Source organism: Natrinema sp. H-ect1 (assembly GCF_041821105.1).
Lineage (GTDB): Archaea > Halobacteriota > Halobacteria > Halobacteriales > Natrialbaceae > Natrinema > Natrinema thermotolerans.
In genome coordinates this window covers 449,011-464,557 of the sequence record NZ_JBGUBA010000001.1, presented here as the reverse complement: position 1 = coordinate 464,557, position 15,547 = coordinate 449,011, and the positions used below count along the sequence as shown (strand labels likewise).

General features: G+C 66.2%; 16 protein-coding genes. 9 read left to right on the top strand and 7 right to left on the bottom strand.

What is annotated here, in order from left to right:
• The first annotated feature begins 38 nt into the window (after positions 1–38).
• On the top strand, positions 39–1,391 hold the full coding sequence (locus ACERIM_RS02395; protein WP_373631056.1) for a hypothetical protein: 1,353 nt from the start codon (positions 39–41) through the stop codon (positions 1,389–1,391).
• Between the two features lie 42 nt (positions 1,392–1,433).
• Here ACERIM_RS02395 and ACERIM_RS02390 read toward each other — a convergent pair whose 3' ends face one another.
• On the bottom strand, positions 1,434–2,912 hold the full coding sequence (locus ACERIM_RS02390; protein ID WP_373631055.1) for an HTTM domain-containing protein: 1,479 nt from the start codon (positions 2,910–2,912) through the stop codon (positions 1,434–1,436).
• Positions 2,913–3,043: 131 nt separating this feature from the next.
• Positions 3,044–4,102, bottom strand: a complete 1,059-nt coding sequence (locus ACERIM_RS02385; RefSeq protein ID WP_373631053.1) for a phytoene/squalene synthase family protein — start codon at positions 4,100–4,102, stop codon at positions 3,044–3,046.
• A gap of 151 nt (positions 4,103–4,253) precedes the next feature.
• On the opposite strand from ACERIM_RS02385, the gene ACERIM_RS02380 reads away from it, so the two are divergent.
• The 5 genes from ACERIM_RS02380 (at position 4,254) to ACERIM_RS02360 (ending at position 8,915) form a co-directional block, all read left to right on the top strand.
• Entirely contained in the window at positions 4,254–4,901 is a 648-nt protein-coding gene (locus ACERIM_RS02380; RefSeq protein ID WP_373631052.1) for an SDR family oxidoreductase, read from the top strand.
• Between the two features lie 329 nt (positions 4,902–5,230).
• The gene (locus tag ACERIM_RS02375) at positions 5,231–6,883 is read left to right on the top strand and encodes a long-chain fatty acid--CoA ligase (protein ID WP_049964684.1); all 1,653 of its coding nucleotides are present in this window, start codon (positions 5,231–5,233) and stop codon (positions 6,881–6,883) included.
• Positions 6,884–7,054: 171 nt separating this feature from the next.
• Positions 7,055–8,200: an acyl-CoA dehydrogenase gene (locus tag ACERIM_RS02370; RefSeq protein ID WP_373631051.1), complete on the top strand. Its 1,146-nt coding sequence runs from the start codon at positions 7,055–7,057 to the stop codon at positions 8,198–8,200.
• Between the two features lie 80 nt (positions 8,201–8,280).
• The gene (locus ACERIM_RS02365) at positions 8,281–8,511 is read left to right on the top strand and encodes an antitoxin VapB family protein (RefSeq protein ID WP_006649245.1); all 231 of its coding nucleotides are present in this window, start codon (positions 8,281–8,283) and stop codon (positions 8,509–8,511) included.
• Positions 8,508–8,915, top strand: a complete 408-nt coding sequence (locus tag ACERIM_RS02360; protein ID WP_006649244.1) for a PIN domain-containing protein — start codon at positions 8,508–8,510, stop codon at positions 8,913–8,915. Before ACERIM_RS02365 ends, ACERIM_RS02360 begins: the two co-directional genes overlap by 4 nt.
• A gap of 85 nt (positions 8,916–9,000) precedes the next feature.
• On the opposite strand, the gene ACERIM_RS02355 is transcribed toward ACERIM_RS02360, so the two are convergent.
• A complete protein-coding gene (locus ACERIM_RS02355) occupies positions 9,001–9,300 on the bottom strand; it encodes a PadR family transcriptional regulator (protein ID WP_006649243.1) in 300 nt (99 codons plus the stop codon).
• A 40-nt stretch (positions 9,301–9,340) separates the two neighbouring features.
• Positions 9,341–10,240 (bottom strand): DUF3267 domain-containing protein, encoded by a 900-nt coding sequence (locus ACERIM_RS02350; protein WP_373631049.1) that lies wholly within the window; start codon positions 10,238–10,240, stop codon positions 9,341–9,343.
• A gap of 107 nt (positions 10,241–10,347) precedes the next feature.
• Between ACERIM_RS02350 and ACERIM_RS02345 the strand changes: the two genes are divergently transcribed.
• Positions 10,348–10,641 (top strand): hypothetical protein, encoded by a 294-nt coding sequence (locus ACERIM_RS02345; RefSeq protein ID WP_006182032.1) that lies wholly within the window; start codon positions 10,348–10,350, stop codon positions 10,639–10,641.
• A gap of 42 nt (positions 10,642–10,683) precedes the next feature.
• On the opposite strand, the gene ACERIM_RS02340 is transcribed toward ACERIM_RS02345, so the two are convergent.
• The gene (locus tag ACERIM_RS02340) at positions 10,684–11,022 is read right to left on the bottom strand and encodes a hypothetical protein (RefSeq protein ID WP_006649241.1); all 339 of its coding nucleotides are present in this window, start codon (positions 11,020–11,022) and stop codon (positions 10,684–10,686) included.
• 149 nt (positions 11,023–11,171) lie between these two features.
• Between ACERIM_RS02340 and ACERIM_RS02335 the strand changes: the two genes are divergently transcribed.
• Both ACERIM_RS02335 and ACERIM_RS02330 read left to right on the top strand, forming a co-directional pair.
• Complete coding sequence (locus tag ACERIM_RS02335) at positions 11,172–12,593, top strand: heme o synthase (RefSeq protein WP_373631048.1); 1,422 nt, start codon at positions 11,172–11,174, stop codon at positions 12,591–12,593.
• 406 nt (positions 12,594–12,999) lie between these two features.
• Positions 13,000–13,464 carry an N-acetyltransferase family protein gene (locus ACERIM_RS02330; RefSeq protein WP_373631047.1) on the top strand — a complete coding sequence of 155 codons (465 nt, stop codon included), beginning with the start codon at positions 13,000–13,002 and terminating at the stop codon, positions 13,462–13,464.
• Positions 13,465–13,588: 124 nt separating this feature from the next.
• On the opposite strand, the gene ACERIM_RS02325 is transcribed toward ACERIM_RS02330, so the two are convergent.
• Together ACERIM_RS02325 and ACERIM_RS02320 are read right to left on the bottom strand one after the other, a co-directional pair.
• A complete protein-coding gene (locus tag ACERIM_RS02325) occupies positions 13,589–15,208 on the bottom strand; it encodes an SLC13 family permease (RefSeq protein ID WP_084158236.1) in 1,620 nt (539 codons plus the stop codon).
• A gap of 56 nt (positions 15,209–15,264) precedes the next feature.
• The gene (locus ACERIM_RS02320; protein ID WP_006182027.1) at positions 15,265–15,510 is read right to left on the bottom strand and encodes a hypothetical protein; all 246 of its coding nucleotides are present in this window, start codon (positions 15,508–15,510) and stop codon (positions 15,265–15,267) included.
• Between the last annotated feature and the right edge of the window lie 37 nt (positions 15,511–15,547).

The following is a 15,547-nucleotide window of genomic DNA, read 5'->3' as shown; positions in this document are numbered from 1 at the left end:
CATAATTTATTTGGTGCCGACATGCGTCTGCGAAGACGATGCGAACCGCCCGCGTTCTCCCGCTCCTCCTCTGTTGGTGTCTCGTCGGACTGATCGCCGTCGTCGCGGTGGCGGCCGCACCGCCTCCGACACAGCTCTGTGGCGTCTGCGGTCCCAGCGTCGCCAACGACGCCGAAGTCGCGGGCGCGACCGATCACGGAACCCTCGACGTCTACGTCGACGAGACCGGTGATTCGCTATGGCACGCCCGGATCCCCGTCACCGACTCGGCCGCCGAACGCTACCGGTCCAACGAGAGCGCCCTCGAGGCCGCGGTCGACGACGCTTGGGCACACTCTCACGCCGCAGATGGCAACGTTCGGGCCGTCGAGGCGATGGTCGAGGACGACACCGTCGTGGTGAACTACACCGTCGACGACGTCGCTCGTCGCGGCGTCGGCGACAGTTGGATTATTGACTACTTCGCGACCGGGACGTCGTCCACGCGCTACGAGTTGGCGGCCGAGCGGCTGACGATCCATACGCCCGACGGAACGGTGATCACGAACCGTCTCCCCGCCGCCGACGTCGACGGTAACGAGGCGACCTGGACGAACGAGAACGACGGGGCACGGGACCGCGGCTTCGACGACCAGACGTACGTCACCTACGGCGAGGGCGGCCTCCTCGGTACCGCGAGCGGCTACGCGACGATCGCCCGCGTGACCGGGCCGCCAGCGCTTGCTTGCGGGTTAGCTATCGGGGCCGTCCCCGGCGCGCTGATCGGTCTCCTCGGTATCGTGATCGGCCGTTCCAGCCGCGGATCCACCGTGGTCGAGCGGGTGACCAGCCGCCTCGGCCTCGAGCGGCCGACGGTCGATGCGGCGACGCTCGAGCGGTTGCTGGTCGCCGTCGGCATCGGCGGTGCGATCGGCTTCCTCGCCTACGGTGCGGTAGCGACCGACCGGGTGTTTCCGCCGGCCGCCATCGTGCTGTCGTCGCTGGGGGTCGGATACGCGTTGCTCGGGCTGGCCGCCGCACGGATCGGTCCCCGACTCGAGACGCGCGGGCTGTTCGTCCTCGCGGTCTTCGCGACGCTCGTCGCCGCCGCTTACACGCGAGCGCTCGCCGGCGGGGTCGTGTACGCGCTACCGCTCCTGTTCGGGGTTGCTACCGCACTCTTCCTGCCGATCGGCCACGCGTTCGAGCGCGACCGGCGTCCGGTCGCGCTACTCGGGGCCGCCGCGCTCGTTCCGAGCGCCGTCGGCGCGCTCGTCTACCCGGCGAGTCCGATCGGCGTCTGGACCGTCCTCGTCGGCATGCTCGTCTTCCTGCCGTGGGTCGCAGTCGTGGGGATTTTCGGCTATCCGCTGGCGCTGCTCGGCCGAACGCTCGCGGCCGCGGACGGCTGACGGCGTAATCTCCCGACTCCCTGTCGCAGTTCTTCCCCGCTCTCAGCACGACCGTTCGACGACCGTCGTCGTCTCCGGCGGCGGGGCCTCGCCCTCGAGCGCGATCCGCCGTTCAGTGTACGTCACGGTGACGTTCTCGACGGGGCTCCCGCTCGCCGCGGTCGCCCGCTCGCACATGTAGCCCGCGAACCGATCGGCGCGGGCGTCGCTCTCGAGCAGCGAATAGAGATACTTCCGCCAGCGGAAGTCGGGGCCCATGTCGGCCGCGGGCGGGTGGTCGGCCCGAACGGCGGCACCGCGAAGAACGTCGATATCGGGCCCGCCGTCGACGTGGCCGACCGCCGTGAACCCGCCGTCGGTCGTACTCGGATCGGGTGCGAACATCGTCCACCGATAGTCGTCGGGCACCCGCGAGTCGGCCGGCTCGAGGCCTGCCGTCGCGCCGAGCAGCAGTCCGCTCCACAGGAGGACGACGGCCAGAACGCCGACGAGTGCGACCGATCGATACCGGCCGATTCGGATCCGGACCGTCGACGGCAGCGGCGAGCCGACGGACCGCGGCGGTGTCACGCGATCGATCCTGAGCCGGCAGGCCGTCAGAGCGCGCTCGAGCGGGGTAGCCCGGTCGACCGCCTCCGCGGCGACGCGCTCCAGAGCGTCCCAGATGCCCGGTGGGAGAAAGAGGAGGACCGCGGCGAACAGGACCGCCGGGAAGAGGCCGACGGCCATCGAGAACGCCATTCCGGAGACTGCGGTCAGAAACGCCGCGGCGTAGGCAGTTCGGAGACGGCCGGTAAGCAGGAGCAACAGGGGTGCGCCGGTCACGAGTCCCGCCCAGGCGTAGGTGCCGGCCGTGAGCGCGAACGGGTAGGTCGCGACGGCGTCGGCGAGCGGGAGCGTCAGTTGGTCCTGCCGGAGCGCGTAGCCGAGGGCGTCGCCGCTATACCAGGTGCTGCCCTCGGTCTTGAGGACGGCGTTGCCGACGAACAGGGTGACGACGTGAACGAGGACCGCCGCGGTCGCCGGCGTCGCGATCAGCGCGTCGTTGCCTGCTCGCGCCGCGGCGTCGTCCCGGCCTGCCCTCTCTCGAGCGTCGATCGACCAGCGGTTGCCGAGCGGGAGGAAGACGGCAAGCACCAGCAGTTCGCGTAGGAGCCTGTCGGCCCCGTTCAGGACGAACGGGTTGCGAAAGTGCAGCGAGAAGAGCAAGAGTGCAGCGAGGGCCGTCGCGGTTCTCGTCCGGTAGCCCACCAGCAGTGCGACCGCGAGGAGCGCCGAACAGCCGAACAGAACGACTTGGACCCACGGCTCGCCCGACAGCGCGTGAACCGAGTAGCGTCCGAGCGCGTACTGTTCGCGGAGGAGCGCCCGGGGCAACACGCCGTCGTCGGTGTAGAAGGCGCTGAGAAACCGCACCCGGTGAGAGACGTCGAACAGGAGGAGGCCGCCGAGCGCGATGCGAAACACCGCCAGCGCGCGCTCGTCGATGCCGACGCGGCGCTCGAGGGCGGGACGGACCATCGGGGTAGAACTCGTCAGGACGCTCGCATACGTCTTGTGTCTCCGCCGCGGGCCGGGCAACGGCGCTGCCGGTTCGGTTCGACGGCTCGAGAACGGCCCTCGTCGGGCGTGTCAGGCGCAGTGGTGGCCGTTCACTGATGGAGCGGCTGGTTGGCCATCTGCTCGCGCAGTTCGGCCAGTCGCGAGCGGGAGACGCCGTCCTCGAACTGCTGGAGGAGGGCAAAGACCTCCGCCCGCGAGACCTTCACGTCTCCCTCGCGGACGACGTCCTCGGGCCGTTCGCGCAGTTCGCGGAGCGTGCCGACCGCCAGCAGATAGGGGATCGCCCACGCCGAGAGGCGGTTGCCGTTGTGTTCGGGGACGACCTCGAGGTATCGCTGGGCGTCGTCGAGGTAGCTCTCGGCGCGGCCTGTCACCCGCTTGATGACGTTCGTGACGCCACCGTGGTGGGCCTCGTCGGTGACTGCCTCGACGTCGACATCTTCCGCGGCGAGCCATTCGGCGGGGAGGTAGACGTTGTTCTCCTCGCGGTAGTCGTCGTCGACGTCTTTCGCGATGTTGACCAGCTGCAGGAGGAGGGCAAACGAGCGGGCGTTCTCCCGCATCTCGTCGGCCCGGTCCTGTGAGGTGCCGCGGGCGACCAGCCCGGTGATCAGGGTACCGACGGTGCCGGCGGCGTACCAGCAGTACTCCTCGAGTTCCTCGATGGTCTGTAAGCGCAGGCCGCCCTCGTCGGCGTACCGGTCGGTGAACATCGCCATCCCGTCGACGAGTTCTCGGACGGGGTCGCGCATGATCTCGCGGGGCTCTTCGTCGAGGGACTCGAACGTCCGCAGGACGCGGGGGGTCCGGGCGACGACCTCCCAGTCGTCGTTGCGGTCGTCGGGAATCCAGGGCTCGATGTCGTCCATGAACGCCTCGACCGACTCCGTCGCATCGGGATCGAGCAGCCGGTCGTACCGCGTGAGCAGTTCGGTCTGTCGCGCCGGCGGGATGTGGCCGGCGTCCTCGATGGTGTCCGCGATCCGACAGAGGAGATAGCCGAGACAGATGTGTCTCGCCATCGGCTCTTCGAGCCGATCGATCGTGATCGAAAAAGTCCGCGAAACGCCGTGAACCGCATCGTAACACCACTCGAGGTCGTCCTCGAGGTCGGCGTCTGGTTTGGGTTCGGGCTGGCCCGTGGTCATCTACTCGAGTTAGTTTGGTTATCATCCCGGAAAAACACCGCGGTCGCGGCGCGCTCTTCCGCCCGGCGCTCCGAGCGGGTCGGCCCGACCGATCGGGGGGCCGGCAACTCCCGCCGAAACCCGTATGCGTGCGAGCGGCGAATCCGGACCCATGCATCAGTCGATACTCGTCGCCGGCTCCCACGGCGGGGTCGGTCAGCACGTAACGGCGCTGCTAGCCGAGGGCGACTACACCCCGCGAGCGATGATCCGCGACGAGTCCCAGCGGGAGGAACTGGAACGACTGGGCGGAGAGCCGGTCGTTGCGGACCTGACCGAGCCGTCCACGCTCGAGCGCGCGCTCGAGGGCTGTGACGCCGTCGTGTTCGCGGCCGGCTCCGGCGGCGAGGACGTCTACGGCGTCGACCGCGACGGCGCGATCAACCTGATCGACGCCGCGGGCGAGGCGGGCATCGACCGGTTCGTCATGCTCAGTTCGATGGGGGCAGACGACCCGGATGCGGGGCCGGAGCCGCTGCGGGACTACCTGATCGCGAAGGCCGAAGCCGACGAGTACCTCCGACACAGCGGGCGCGCGGACACGATCGTCCGGCCGGGTGAACTGACGGACGAACCCGGCACCGGCGAGATCCGGGCCGCCGAGGGGCTCGAGCTGGGCGAGGATGACATCCCGCGCGAGGACGTGGCCGCGACGCTCGTGGCCGCGATCGACTGCGAGCCCGTCGTCGGCGAGACGTTCGAGATCCTTTCGGGCGAGAACCCGATTCCGGACGCGCTCGAGGCCGTCGGCTCGAGTTGAGCCCGTCGCAGAACGGACTGCAGACGATCGCAGCCCGTTCTCTGCTCGTCACTGGCAGTCGATGAACCGGCCGTACGGTGGCTGCGATCGGCGTGTGAACCGTTTCGGTAGCGACTATCGGTTCCCGGGGACTCGTCGTACCGCACCCGTCTCGGCCGAGGCGGCTTACGCCCCGGAACGCCAGCTGCTACGGGGGCAAGGTATCCGTCGCTCTGTGGTCGACGGACTGGCAGACGACACCTTCGATATGTTGGGTCGAAATCGGTGTCCGGACTCCATCATATGTATGGAAAGAATAATACAGTATTTCTCCCTCTATATAAGACGACATGCCAGCAGGTACTGATCAAACGCTTCGGCCGTTCTTGTGGCGGGCAAGCAAGCTGTATTCCGAGACGGAGATCGTCTCCCGGAATCACGATGGAATGCAGCGATACACGTACGGCGAGTACGAGCAGCGAACGAGCCAACTCGCGAACGCGCTCGACGAGTACGGAATCGAGGAAGGTGATCGGGTCGGAACCTTCTGTTGGAACCACTCGCGCCACTTCGAGACGTATTTCGCCGTGCCATCGATCGGGGCACAGCTCCATACGATCAACCCGCTGCTCCCCGACGCACACATCCAGTACATCGTCGACAATGCCGACGACGAACTGATCTTCGTCGACCAGTCGCTCGCGCCGAAACTCGCGGGTGCTGTCGCCGACGCCGACGACGAGTTCGACGGTATCGACTTCGTCGTCATGGGGAGCCAGCCGGCCGACGACCTCGAGGCAACACCGTACGAGTCGTTCATCGACGGCCACGAGACCGACTACGACTGGCCCGACGTCGACGAGGAACAGCCCGCGGGGATGTGTTACACCTCGGGGACGACCGGCAACCCGAAAGGCGTCGAATACACCCAGCAGATGCTCTGGAGCCACACGATGGCCTCCCAGACGCCACAGGGGATCCCGATGGCCGACGACGACGTCGTCATGCCCGTGGTACCGATGTTCCACGTCAACGCCTGGGGAATGCCGTTTACGGCGACCGCCGGCGGGGCCAAACAGGTCTTCCCCGGCCCCTCTCCCGAGCCCGAAGACCTCGCGTCCCTCATCGAAAACGAGGGCGTGACGATCAGCGCGGGCGTCCCGACCGTCTGGCTGGGGCTGATGGAGTACTGTACGGAGAACGACGTCGACCTCTCGACGCTCGATACCGTCATCGTCGGCGGCTCGGCCGCGCCGAAGTCGATGATCGAGTGGTTCGACACGCAAGGCGTCGAGGTGCTTCACGCCTGGGGGATGACCGAGATGGCGCCGATCGGTGCGGTCTCCCATCTCAAATCCGACCTGCAGAACGCGGACTACGACACGCGGGTCGAAAAGCGCGGTAAGCAAGGGCTGGTCGTTCCCGGCCTCGAGTTCACGGTCATCGACGACGACGGCGAGGAGATCGAGTGGAACGGACAGGAGTTCGGCGAACTGTGGATCCGCGGACCGTGGGTGACGACGGAGTACTTCGAGCGCCCCGAGGCCAACGAGGCGGACTTCGAGGACGGCTGGCTCAAGACGGGTGACGTCGTCACCGTCGACGAGGACGGCTACATCAAGATCGTCGACCGCGAGAAGGACGTGATCAAATCGGGCGGCGAGTGGATCTCTTCGGTCGAACTCGAGAACGCGATCATGGCTCACGACGGTGTCGCCGAGGCGGCCGTCGTCGGCGTCCCCCACGAGCGCTGGCAGGAACGACCGGTCGCGTTCGTCGTCCCCGCCGAGGGAGCCGATCGGGACGCGCTCGTCGACGAGGTCAACGAGATGCTCGCCGACGAGTATCCCAAGTGGTGGCTCCCGGACGAGATCGAGTTCATCAAGGAGGTGCCCAAGACGGCGACGGGCAAGTTCTCGAAGAAGGACATCCGCGAGGAGTACGCCGACCAGTCCCTCGTCGAGGGACAGGTTCCGGAAGACGCCGCGCCGGACGAGAACTGAGGCGATCGGCTACCGATTTTTTGAGTCCGCGTTCGTACCGGGACCGAGTGCGGTTCGTCGTCGATTACTGCCGGTCGAGACATTACTGCACGACGTCCCTTATCATGACACTGATAGACACGATAGCGCAAAGAGAGAACAGTAAAGGATCATGATTCCTAATCCCGCCATATGGACTTTGCACTCTCGGCCGAGCAGCAACAGATTCGGGACATGGTGTCGGAGTTCGTCGACGAGGAGGTCGTCCCCGTCGCCGAAGAGATCGACCACGACGACGAGTTCCCACAGGACCTCGTCGACCAGATGGCCGAACTGGGGCTGATGGGGATGCCCTTCCCCGAGGAGTACGGCGGTGCCGGGCTGGACTATCACTCCTACGCGATCGGGCTCGAGGAGATCGCCCGGGGCTCGGGCGGCCTGGGGACGATCGTCGCCGCCCACACCTCGCTGGCGGGCAACATGCTCTACGAGTTCGGCGACGAGTCCCAGAAAGAGGAGTACCTGACCCCCGTCGCGGCGGGCGAGGACATCGGGGCGTTCGCGCTCTCGGAGGCCGGTGCGGGCAGCGACGTGCCGGCGATGGAGACCACCGCCGAGAAAGACGGCGACGAGTACGTCATCAACGGCGGCAAGCTCTGGATCTCGAACGGCTCCGTCGCGGATACGGTCACGCTCTTCGCCAAGACCGATCCCGACGCGGGGAACAAGGGCATTTCGTCCTTTATCGTCCGTCCTGAGGAGGACGACGGCTTCATCGTCGAAGGCACCGAGGACAAACTCGGCGACAAGGGCTGTCCGACCGCCGAACTCCGGTTCGACGATCTCCGGATCCCCGAAACGCGCCGGCTCGGCGAGGAAGGCGACGGCTTCGTCCACGCGCTGAAGACCCTCAACGGCGGCCGGATCACCATCGCCGCCCGCGGCGTTGGCATCGCCCGCGCGGCCTTCGAGGAGGCCCGCGACTACGCGAACGAGCGCGAGCAGTTCGGCCAGCCCATCGGCGAGTTCCAGTCGATCAAGCACAAGCTCGCGGACATGGACACCAAGATTCAGGCCGCGAAGATGCTCATGCACAAGGCCGCCGACAAGAAGATCCGCGGCGAGGACTACATCAAGGACGCCTCGCAGGCCAAGCTCTACGCCTCCGAAGTCAGCCGCGAGGTCGCCAACGAGGGCATCCAGATCCACGGCGGCTACGGCTACACCAAGGACTTCGCGGCCCAGCGGTTCTACCGCGACGCCAAACTCAACGAAATCTACGAGGGCACCAGCGAAGTGCTGCGCAACACGATCGGCGACCAGTTGCTCGAGGAATAGCCGCTTCGCCGACTCTATCTCAGTACTACGTTCGTCTCCCAAATATTGATTCGGCTGTGGCGTCAACACTGTCAACAGGGATGTCGCAGCAAGTCCGCCTCGACGAACACGTGTACGAACGGATCAAATCGAAGAAACGAAGCGACGAGTCGTTTAGCGAGGCTGTCGAACGACTCATCGGTGGTCGATCACTCCGCGATCTCCGTGACGTATTCGACGCGGAACAGGTAGACGAGATGCGTACGGCTATCGACGAGGCCGATCGCGTCGATCGCGACGAAGTCCGAGACGTCGGCGATCGGTTCGAATGATCGTCGATACGAGCTTCGTTTTGGACGTTATCGACGGCGTCGACGAAGCCCTCGAGAAGGAACGAAAACTCGAGACCGAAGGCGTTCCGCTGGTCATTCCGACGATGACGGTGCTGGAACTCTATATCGGCGTCGGAAAAGTCGCGCACACGACAGCCGAACGGCAGCGTGTCGAGGCCGTCCTGGACTCCTATCCGCTCGTGCCGATGACGCCGAGTATCTCCCGACGTGCCGGTCGTCTCCTCGGTCGGCGACTAACCGACGCGGCTGCCGGCGACGGGCCGGGGATCGGCAAGGGAGATGCGGTCGTCGCTGCGACCGCGCTCGAGCGCGACGAACCGGTCCTCACTGGCGATACTCACTTCGAAACGATCTCCGGTATCGATGTCGAGACGTACCGGTAATCGAGTCGACTGGTGCCTCTGGTCGCCCCATCGTCTCCGACCGTGGTCGTACGCATTCTCACACCGATTCGATCCAAAACGGCACTTACGCTGATTCTCCACCAGGATCTAGACACGCTCCGACCCACTCGCCGTGGTCCCGTGTCCGCCGTTCGCCGGCCTCGGTCAGTGCGTAAACGTCGTGCAGTCCTTCAGTCCGCTTCTCGACGAATCCAGCGTCGACCAGCGCCGACAGCGAACCGTAGAACGACTTGGGCTCGAGCCGGTCGTCGTAGTGGGACTCGAGGCGCGTTTTCAGCTGCTGGCCGCGCAGTTCGCCGTCCGCGGCCGCGGCGAGCAGGAAACAGATGTCCCGCCGGCGGCCGCTCCGGAGCCACTTGGTCATACCGCGGGGTCGGGCCACCGGCGGCTCGAGCGTTACGGTTTCACTCGAGGCGCTGTCGCAGCGTCGCGACGATCGTCCATGCGAGCCCGCCGAGGGCCGCTGCGCCGAGCATGGCTCGATCGCCGATCTCGAGGAGGGCGCTCCCGTCGGGGCGGCGGTCGTGCCGGACGAGCAGCCACCCCTGATCGGGATCGCCGAGGACGACGTCGCCGGAGCCGAAGGCCAGCGAGAGCAAGACGGCCACCAGCGCGTAGGTCACGACGGCGGCGAGCGTTCCGACGCTTCCGGTCACAAAGCGTGAGAGGAACCGCATTCCGGGCGACCGGTCGCTCGCACCCTCGTCGGTCCCGTAGATGCCAAAGCCCTGAACGCCGCCGGGCGGATCGCCGACGCGGACGTCGGCGGGATACTGACAGAGGACTGCGGCCATCCAGAGGTCGCCGATCGAGCCGGCCGCGTTCGCCGCCAGCGGGACGACAAGCAGCGGCGACGGGGAGACGACCATCGCGGCGAGGCCGACGGCGGTGATCACGGCAAACGGCGCGAGCAGGGCGACCAGCAGCTGGTTGCGGGTGTAGCTCGAGCCGTCGGTCTCGGCGTAGGCGTAGGGGAGGACGAAGTGGGAGACGCCGATGCCGTAGCGCGGCGAGCCGCCGTAGCGGGCCAGAAAGAGGCCGTGCAACAGCTCGTGGGGGACGACCACGACGACCAGCAGGCCGATGGAGACGGCCAGCCAGACGAGGACCGTCGGCGGCGACGACGGCGCGATCACGATCGGCTCGAGGGCGACCCCGCGGAGCCGGGCGAGGACGCGGGCGAACGCGTAGACCGCGCCGAAAAACCCCGCGGCGGAGACGACGAGCCACTGGAGGGCGACCGCTCGGCTGAGTCGGAACGTCGCGAGCGGGCGACGGGCCGTAGCGGAGTCCGATCGGTTCACGGCCCGCATCTCGAAGGCGACCGAAAAATCGGTGTCGATGTTCGCCCCTCCCGGCGGGCTCGACCGGAACCGACAGTTTCCCGGTGATCGGTTCCCCACTGTCGCCCATGACCGACGAACGGACGGCCGACGCCAACGGGATCGCGGCGACCTACGACGAGACCGAGACCGAACGGATCCTGTCGTTCGAGCGCGACTCCGGAGCCGGCCCGAGCGCGACCGCCGCGATCGCACAGAACGTCGAGGGGTACGCCATGCTGAAGGTACGCCCGACGGCCGACGGCGACGAACTCGAGCGCTACTACGGGTTCGACATGGCGCTGGATCACGTCGGGGAACTGCTCGGCGTCCCGCCACACGACCTGCCGGTCCCCGAGGCCGCCGAAGATATGGGGATGTGAACGGACCGGCGACGAGGCCGGGAGAAGACGACGCTCCACGGATCAGACGACGAACGCCGCGACGATCAACAGGCCGAAATAGATGACGACGACCGCGCCGACGGCGTACAGGCGGACTCGCCGCATCGTCTTGCTTTCCGCACGGCGGGCCCGCTCGAGGGCTGCCCGCTCCCGGTCCGAGAGTCGCGCGGGGTGGGCGCGGCCCCGGTGGAGTCGCTCGTAGCGGACTCGCCGAAACGGCCGCCCGCAGTACGGACACCGCGCTGGCGGGTCGCCGTCTTTGCCGCCCTCGGGTGCGTCGACTGCGGGTTCGGTGCCCGTCGTGGCACCACGAGTGAGATTCGCACCCGTCGGCGCGTGATCGCTCGAGTCGCCCGACACGGCGACGACTACGACGACCCGTCATATGCGTTTTCGGTCGGTTTTCGCCGACTGTCTCGCCGGCCAAGACGACCGGCGTCGGTGTCCCGCTGTGGGAAAAAGCGGGAGCCCTAAATACGCGGAGTCGAAGGGTGTAGACGAGAATAGCCGTGGCAACAGAGTCGTTTCCCCGCCCCGTCGGCACGCGACATCGCTTCTCCGCACTGCTCGCAGCGACCGCGCTGGGCGTTTACCTCCTCCTCATCGTCGGCGCGACGACGTCGCTGACGAACGCCGCCGCGTCGTGTTCGACGTGGCCGACCTGTCACGCGCCGGTCGACCCGCTGAGTCAGACCGAACTCGCGATCGCGTGGGCCCACCGGCTCGCCGCCGTCGTCGTCGGCCTGCTCGTGGCCGCGACGGCCGCCGCCGCCGTCTTCGGTGACGTCTCGAGTCGCGTCCGAACGACGCTCGCCGTCGCCGCCGTCCTCTATATCGTCCAGGTCGGCGTCGGTGCCGTCACCGCGACGATCGGCCCCGCCGCGATCGTCCCCGGACTGCACCTCGGGCTCGGGCTCGTCATCTTCTCGGCGGTCGTCCTCGCGCTCGCCTGGGACTTAGAGATCGCGACCGGGAGCGAAGACGAGGACGGCGTCACGTCTCCGGAACCCCTCGAGGAGTCGGTCCCGACCGCGACCGAACGCACGCTCCCCTCGAGTCGCCTGGCTCGCGCCCGGCTGACCGCCTTTGCCTACTTCCAGATGATGAAGCCGCGCCTGATGTGGCTGCTCTGTCTGGTCGCCGCCGCCGGAATGGCGCTTGCCGCCGGCCCCGGCCTCGAGACTTACACGATCGTCGCGACGCTCGGAGGCGGCGTCCTCGCGATCGGTGCCAGCGGGACGTTCAACCACGTCCTCGAGCGCGACGTCGACCAGAAGATGTCCCGGACCGCCGAGCGCCCGCTCGCGGTGGATCTGATTCCGGTCCGGAACGCGCTGGCCTTCGGGCTCGCGCTGACCGGACTGTCGCTTGCGGCCTTCCTGACGATCAACCGGCTGGCCGCGGCGCTCGGCCTGGCTGCGATCCTGTTTTATAGCGTCGTCTACACGCTGTTACTCAAGCCGAACACGGTCCAGAACACGGTTATCGGCGGCGCTGCGGGGGCGCTGCCAGCGCTGATCGGCTGGGCCGCCGTGACTAACGAGATCGGCTGGCCCGGCCTCGCGCTCGCGGCGGTCATCTTCCTGTGGACGCCGGCGCACTTCTACAACCTCGCGCTGGCCTACAAGGACGACTACGCCCGCGGCGGCTTCCCGATGATGCCGGTCGTCCGCGGCGAGACGGAGACCCGAAAGCAGATCATCTACTACATCGCCGCGACGCTCGTGAGTACGATCGCGCTGGCCTGGATCACTGACCTCGGCGCGCTGTATGCCGGGACCGTCGTCGTCTTCGGCGGGATCTTCCTCTGGACCGCCGTGCGACTCCACTTCGAGCAGACCGAAGCCGCCGCGTTCCGCTCGTTCCACGCCTCGAACGCCTTCCTCGGGGCCGTGCTGGTCGCGATCCTCGTGGATGCGCTGGCGTTCTGACCGATCGCGCTCTCGGCTCGAGCGAATGGGGGCCGTTTCCGTCCCGGTTGAACCCGGCTGTTCGACGGATACAGAGATGTTACGTCCGGAACGGGTGCCAATTTTGGTGCCACGGAATACACCCCTACCGCTGTCGAGACAGAGCGGCGGTTACTGCTCTGATTGATTCGTCGGAGTCGTCCATGAAGGCCCGGTGCGTCTGGGACACGTAAGTAACACAGAAACGATCGATCCCACCGATACCCGTTGAGAACAGCGTGCGGAATAGAGTGTGTAGTCTGCGACTGCTCCGCGTTCATTCCGCGGTTACTCGGGTGGAGATACCGGTCACAGAACTGCTCATCGTCCCGTATTATCGACAATCACACTCCGAATACATTATTATTGGAACGTAAGAAGGTGAAGTATGAAACTCGTAGAAGCCACAGCAGACGATCTCGACGCGTTGGTCGATCGCTGGCACTCCCTCGCAAAGTCGATGGAAGCATACGACGAATTGAACCGACTCGTCCGCACGGACGTTTACGATGTCGCCGAGGACGGCTTCCAGAAGTTGCTCGATGCCGAGAATACCACTGCCTATCTCGCCGTCCGCGAGAATGAGACTGTCGGTTACGTCCTCCTTCGGGAGGGCCACCACCCGTCCCGCCAGTGTTCGGAGTCCCTTCGCATCGTGGACCTATTCATCGACGACGACCAACGGAGTCGCGGTCACGGCACAGCGGTCGTCGAACGCGTAAAAGAGATGGCTCGCGACAGAGGCTGTGATTTCCTCAAAGTATCTTGTGAGTGGCAGAACGAAGATGCACGGCGGTTCTACCGGGAGACGGATTTCAGACCGAAACAAATCGAATACGTGCAGTCACTGTAGTGACCGTTCGCACGGTTCCGGTCTGCCGCACGAGAGCGAACCGGGATTTCGCGGATCTCGCAACCCCTTCGATCCCGCACAACGACGAGATGCCTCGGTTCGAATCACTTGTCCTCGAGACGGGTTACCAGAGCAAGTGCGGCCAGACGAACGTGAACAGGAACCAGATGATAGCCGTCAGCACGACCGTCATGATCGCGTTCAGGACCAGCCCCGCTCGGAGCATGTGGCGTTGTTTGACGTATCCGCTGCCGAAGACGATGGCGTTGGGCGGCGTCGCGACCGGCAGCGCGAACGCGAAGCTCGCGGCGATCGCGCCGGCGACCGAGAGAAAGAGCGCGGTCGAGAAGTCGGTCAGCCCGAGCGTCGCCGAGAAGACGCTTCCGAGGCTGATCAGAATGGGGACGATGATACTTGTCGTCGCGGAGTTCGAGGTCATTTCGGTGAGGAAGATGACGACCAGAACGACCGCGCCGATGACGAGGATAATGGGCGCGCCGACGAGTCCGCCGAACACGGTGTCGGCGATCCACTCCGTCGCACCCGTGTCAGCCAGCGCGTTCGCGAGGGAGATCCCGCCGCCGAACAGCAACAGCGTTCCCCAGTCGATGTCGACCAGTTCGTCCCACTCCATCGTGTCGGCCAGCACGAGCGCGGGAATCGCCGCGACGCCGACCATGACGTAGTAGAGCAGCCCCTGATGGCCCTCGACGCCGAAGACCGTCATCCCCTCGCCGCCGAACACGGTCGTCATCCAGGTGGCTGGGAGGTACGGCTCGAAGAGGTCACCGAGTCCGCCGAGCATCCAGAGCCCCGCCGTCACGGCGAAGATCGCCGCCACCCGTTTCCCGCGGGGATCGAGTTCGCCTTCGGCCTCGAGTTGCTCCCGGGCGGTGGCTCGCGCCCGTTCGACGTCCGGCACCTCGGGCGGATACAGCACGTACGTCAGGAGGAACCAGACGAGCGGCAGCGTCACGACGACGACCGGGAACCCGACGAGGAACCAGTCGGTGAACCCGATCTCGTAGTCCAGAATGGCGTTGAGTTGGCCGACGAGAATCGCGTTCGGCGGCGTGCCGATGATCGTCCCGACGCCGCCGACGCTCGCGGCGTAGGCGGTCCCGAGCAGCATCGAAATCTGGAGGTTGGTAAAGGCAGCCGTCGATTCGGCGGTCCCGCCGTCGGCGGCCGTCTCGGCGGCATCACTCGCCCGATCCTGCTCGTCCGACGACGCAAGATCGTCCCGGTCGAGGACCTGGCTGAGGACGCCGACTGCGATCGGCATCATCATCGCGGCCGTCGCGGTGTTCGATACCCACATCGACAACACGGCGGTCACGACCATGATCGCGAAGATCAGCCGCCGCGGCGAACTGCCCATTTTGGCGATGGAATACAGCGCGATCCGTCGGTCGATATTGTACTTCTGGATCCCGTTAGCCAGCATGAACCCGGCCAAAAACAGGAAGATGATGTGATCGGCGAACCCGACGAGGGCCGCGTCCATCGAGTCATAGACGCCGGTCCCCGTGAGCAAGACGGGGATCGTCAGCGCGGTGACCGCGAGCGGGAGCGCGCCGGTGACCCAGAGGAACCCGGCGAAGAACATCGTTGCGAGCGCGTACTGGCCCGTCATCGACAGCCCCGACGGCGACGGTGCGGCCGCGATTGCTACTGTCCCGATCCCTGCGAGGGCGAATAGGGATGTCCGGCGGTCTAAACCACCCAAAAGTCCGTGTATCATTGATACACAGAGGAATTATCATTATGGATCTTAAGCGCTTCCATTCGAGAGTTCCCTTAGAAGTGGTCGACGATCGCCCGCACCTGTTCGACGGTCAGTTCCGCGGCGTAGAGTTCCAGCAACGTCTTCCGGCGCGGTCGGGACAGGGACCGACTCCCGCTCTCGAGCATCGAGAGGTGTGCCTGCATAAGGTCGTCTATCTCCCGTTCGACCGCCCGTTGTTCGTATCCGGCCGCAACACGGAGGAGTCGCCACGCCAGCGGGGAGATGCCCTCGGGGTCGGGGAGGTCGGAAGTATCCATGAGCGTCAGTTACGGGAGACATACTACGGTGACTTGA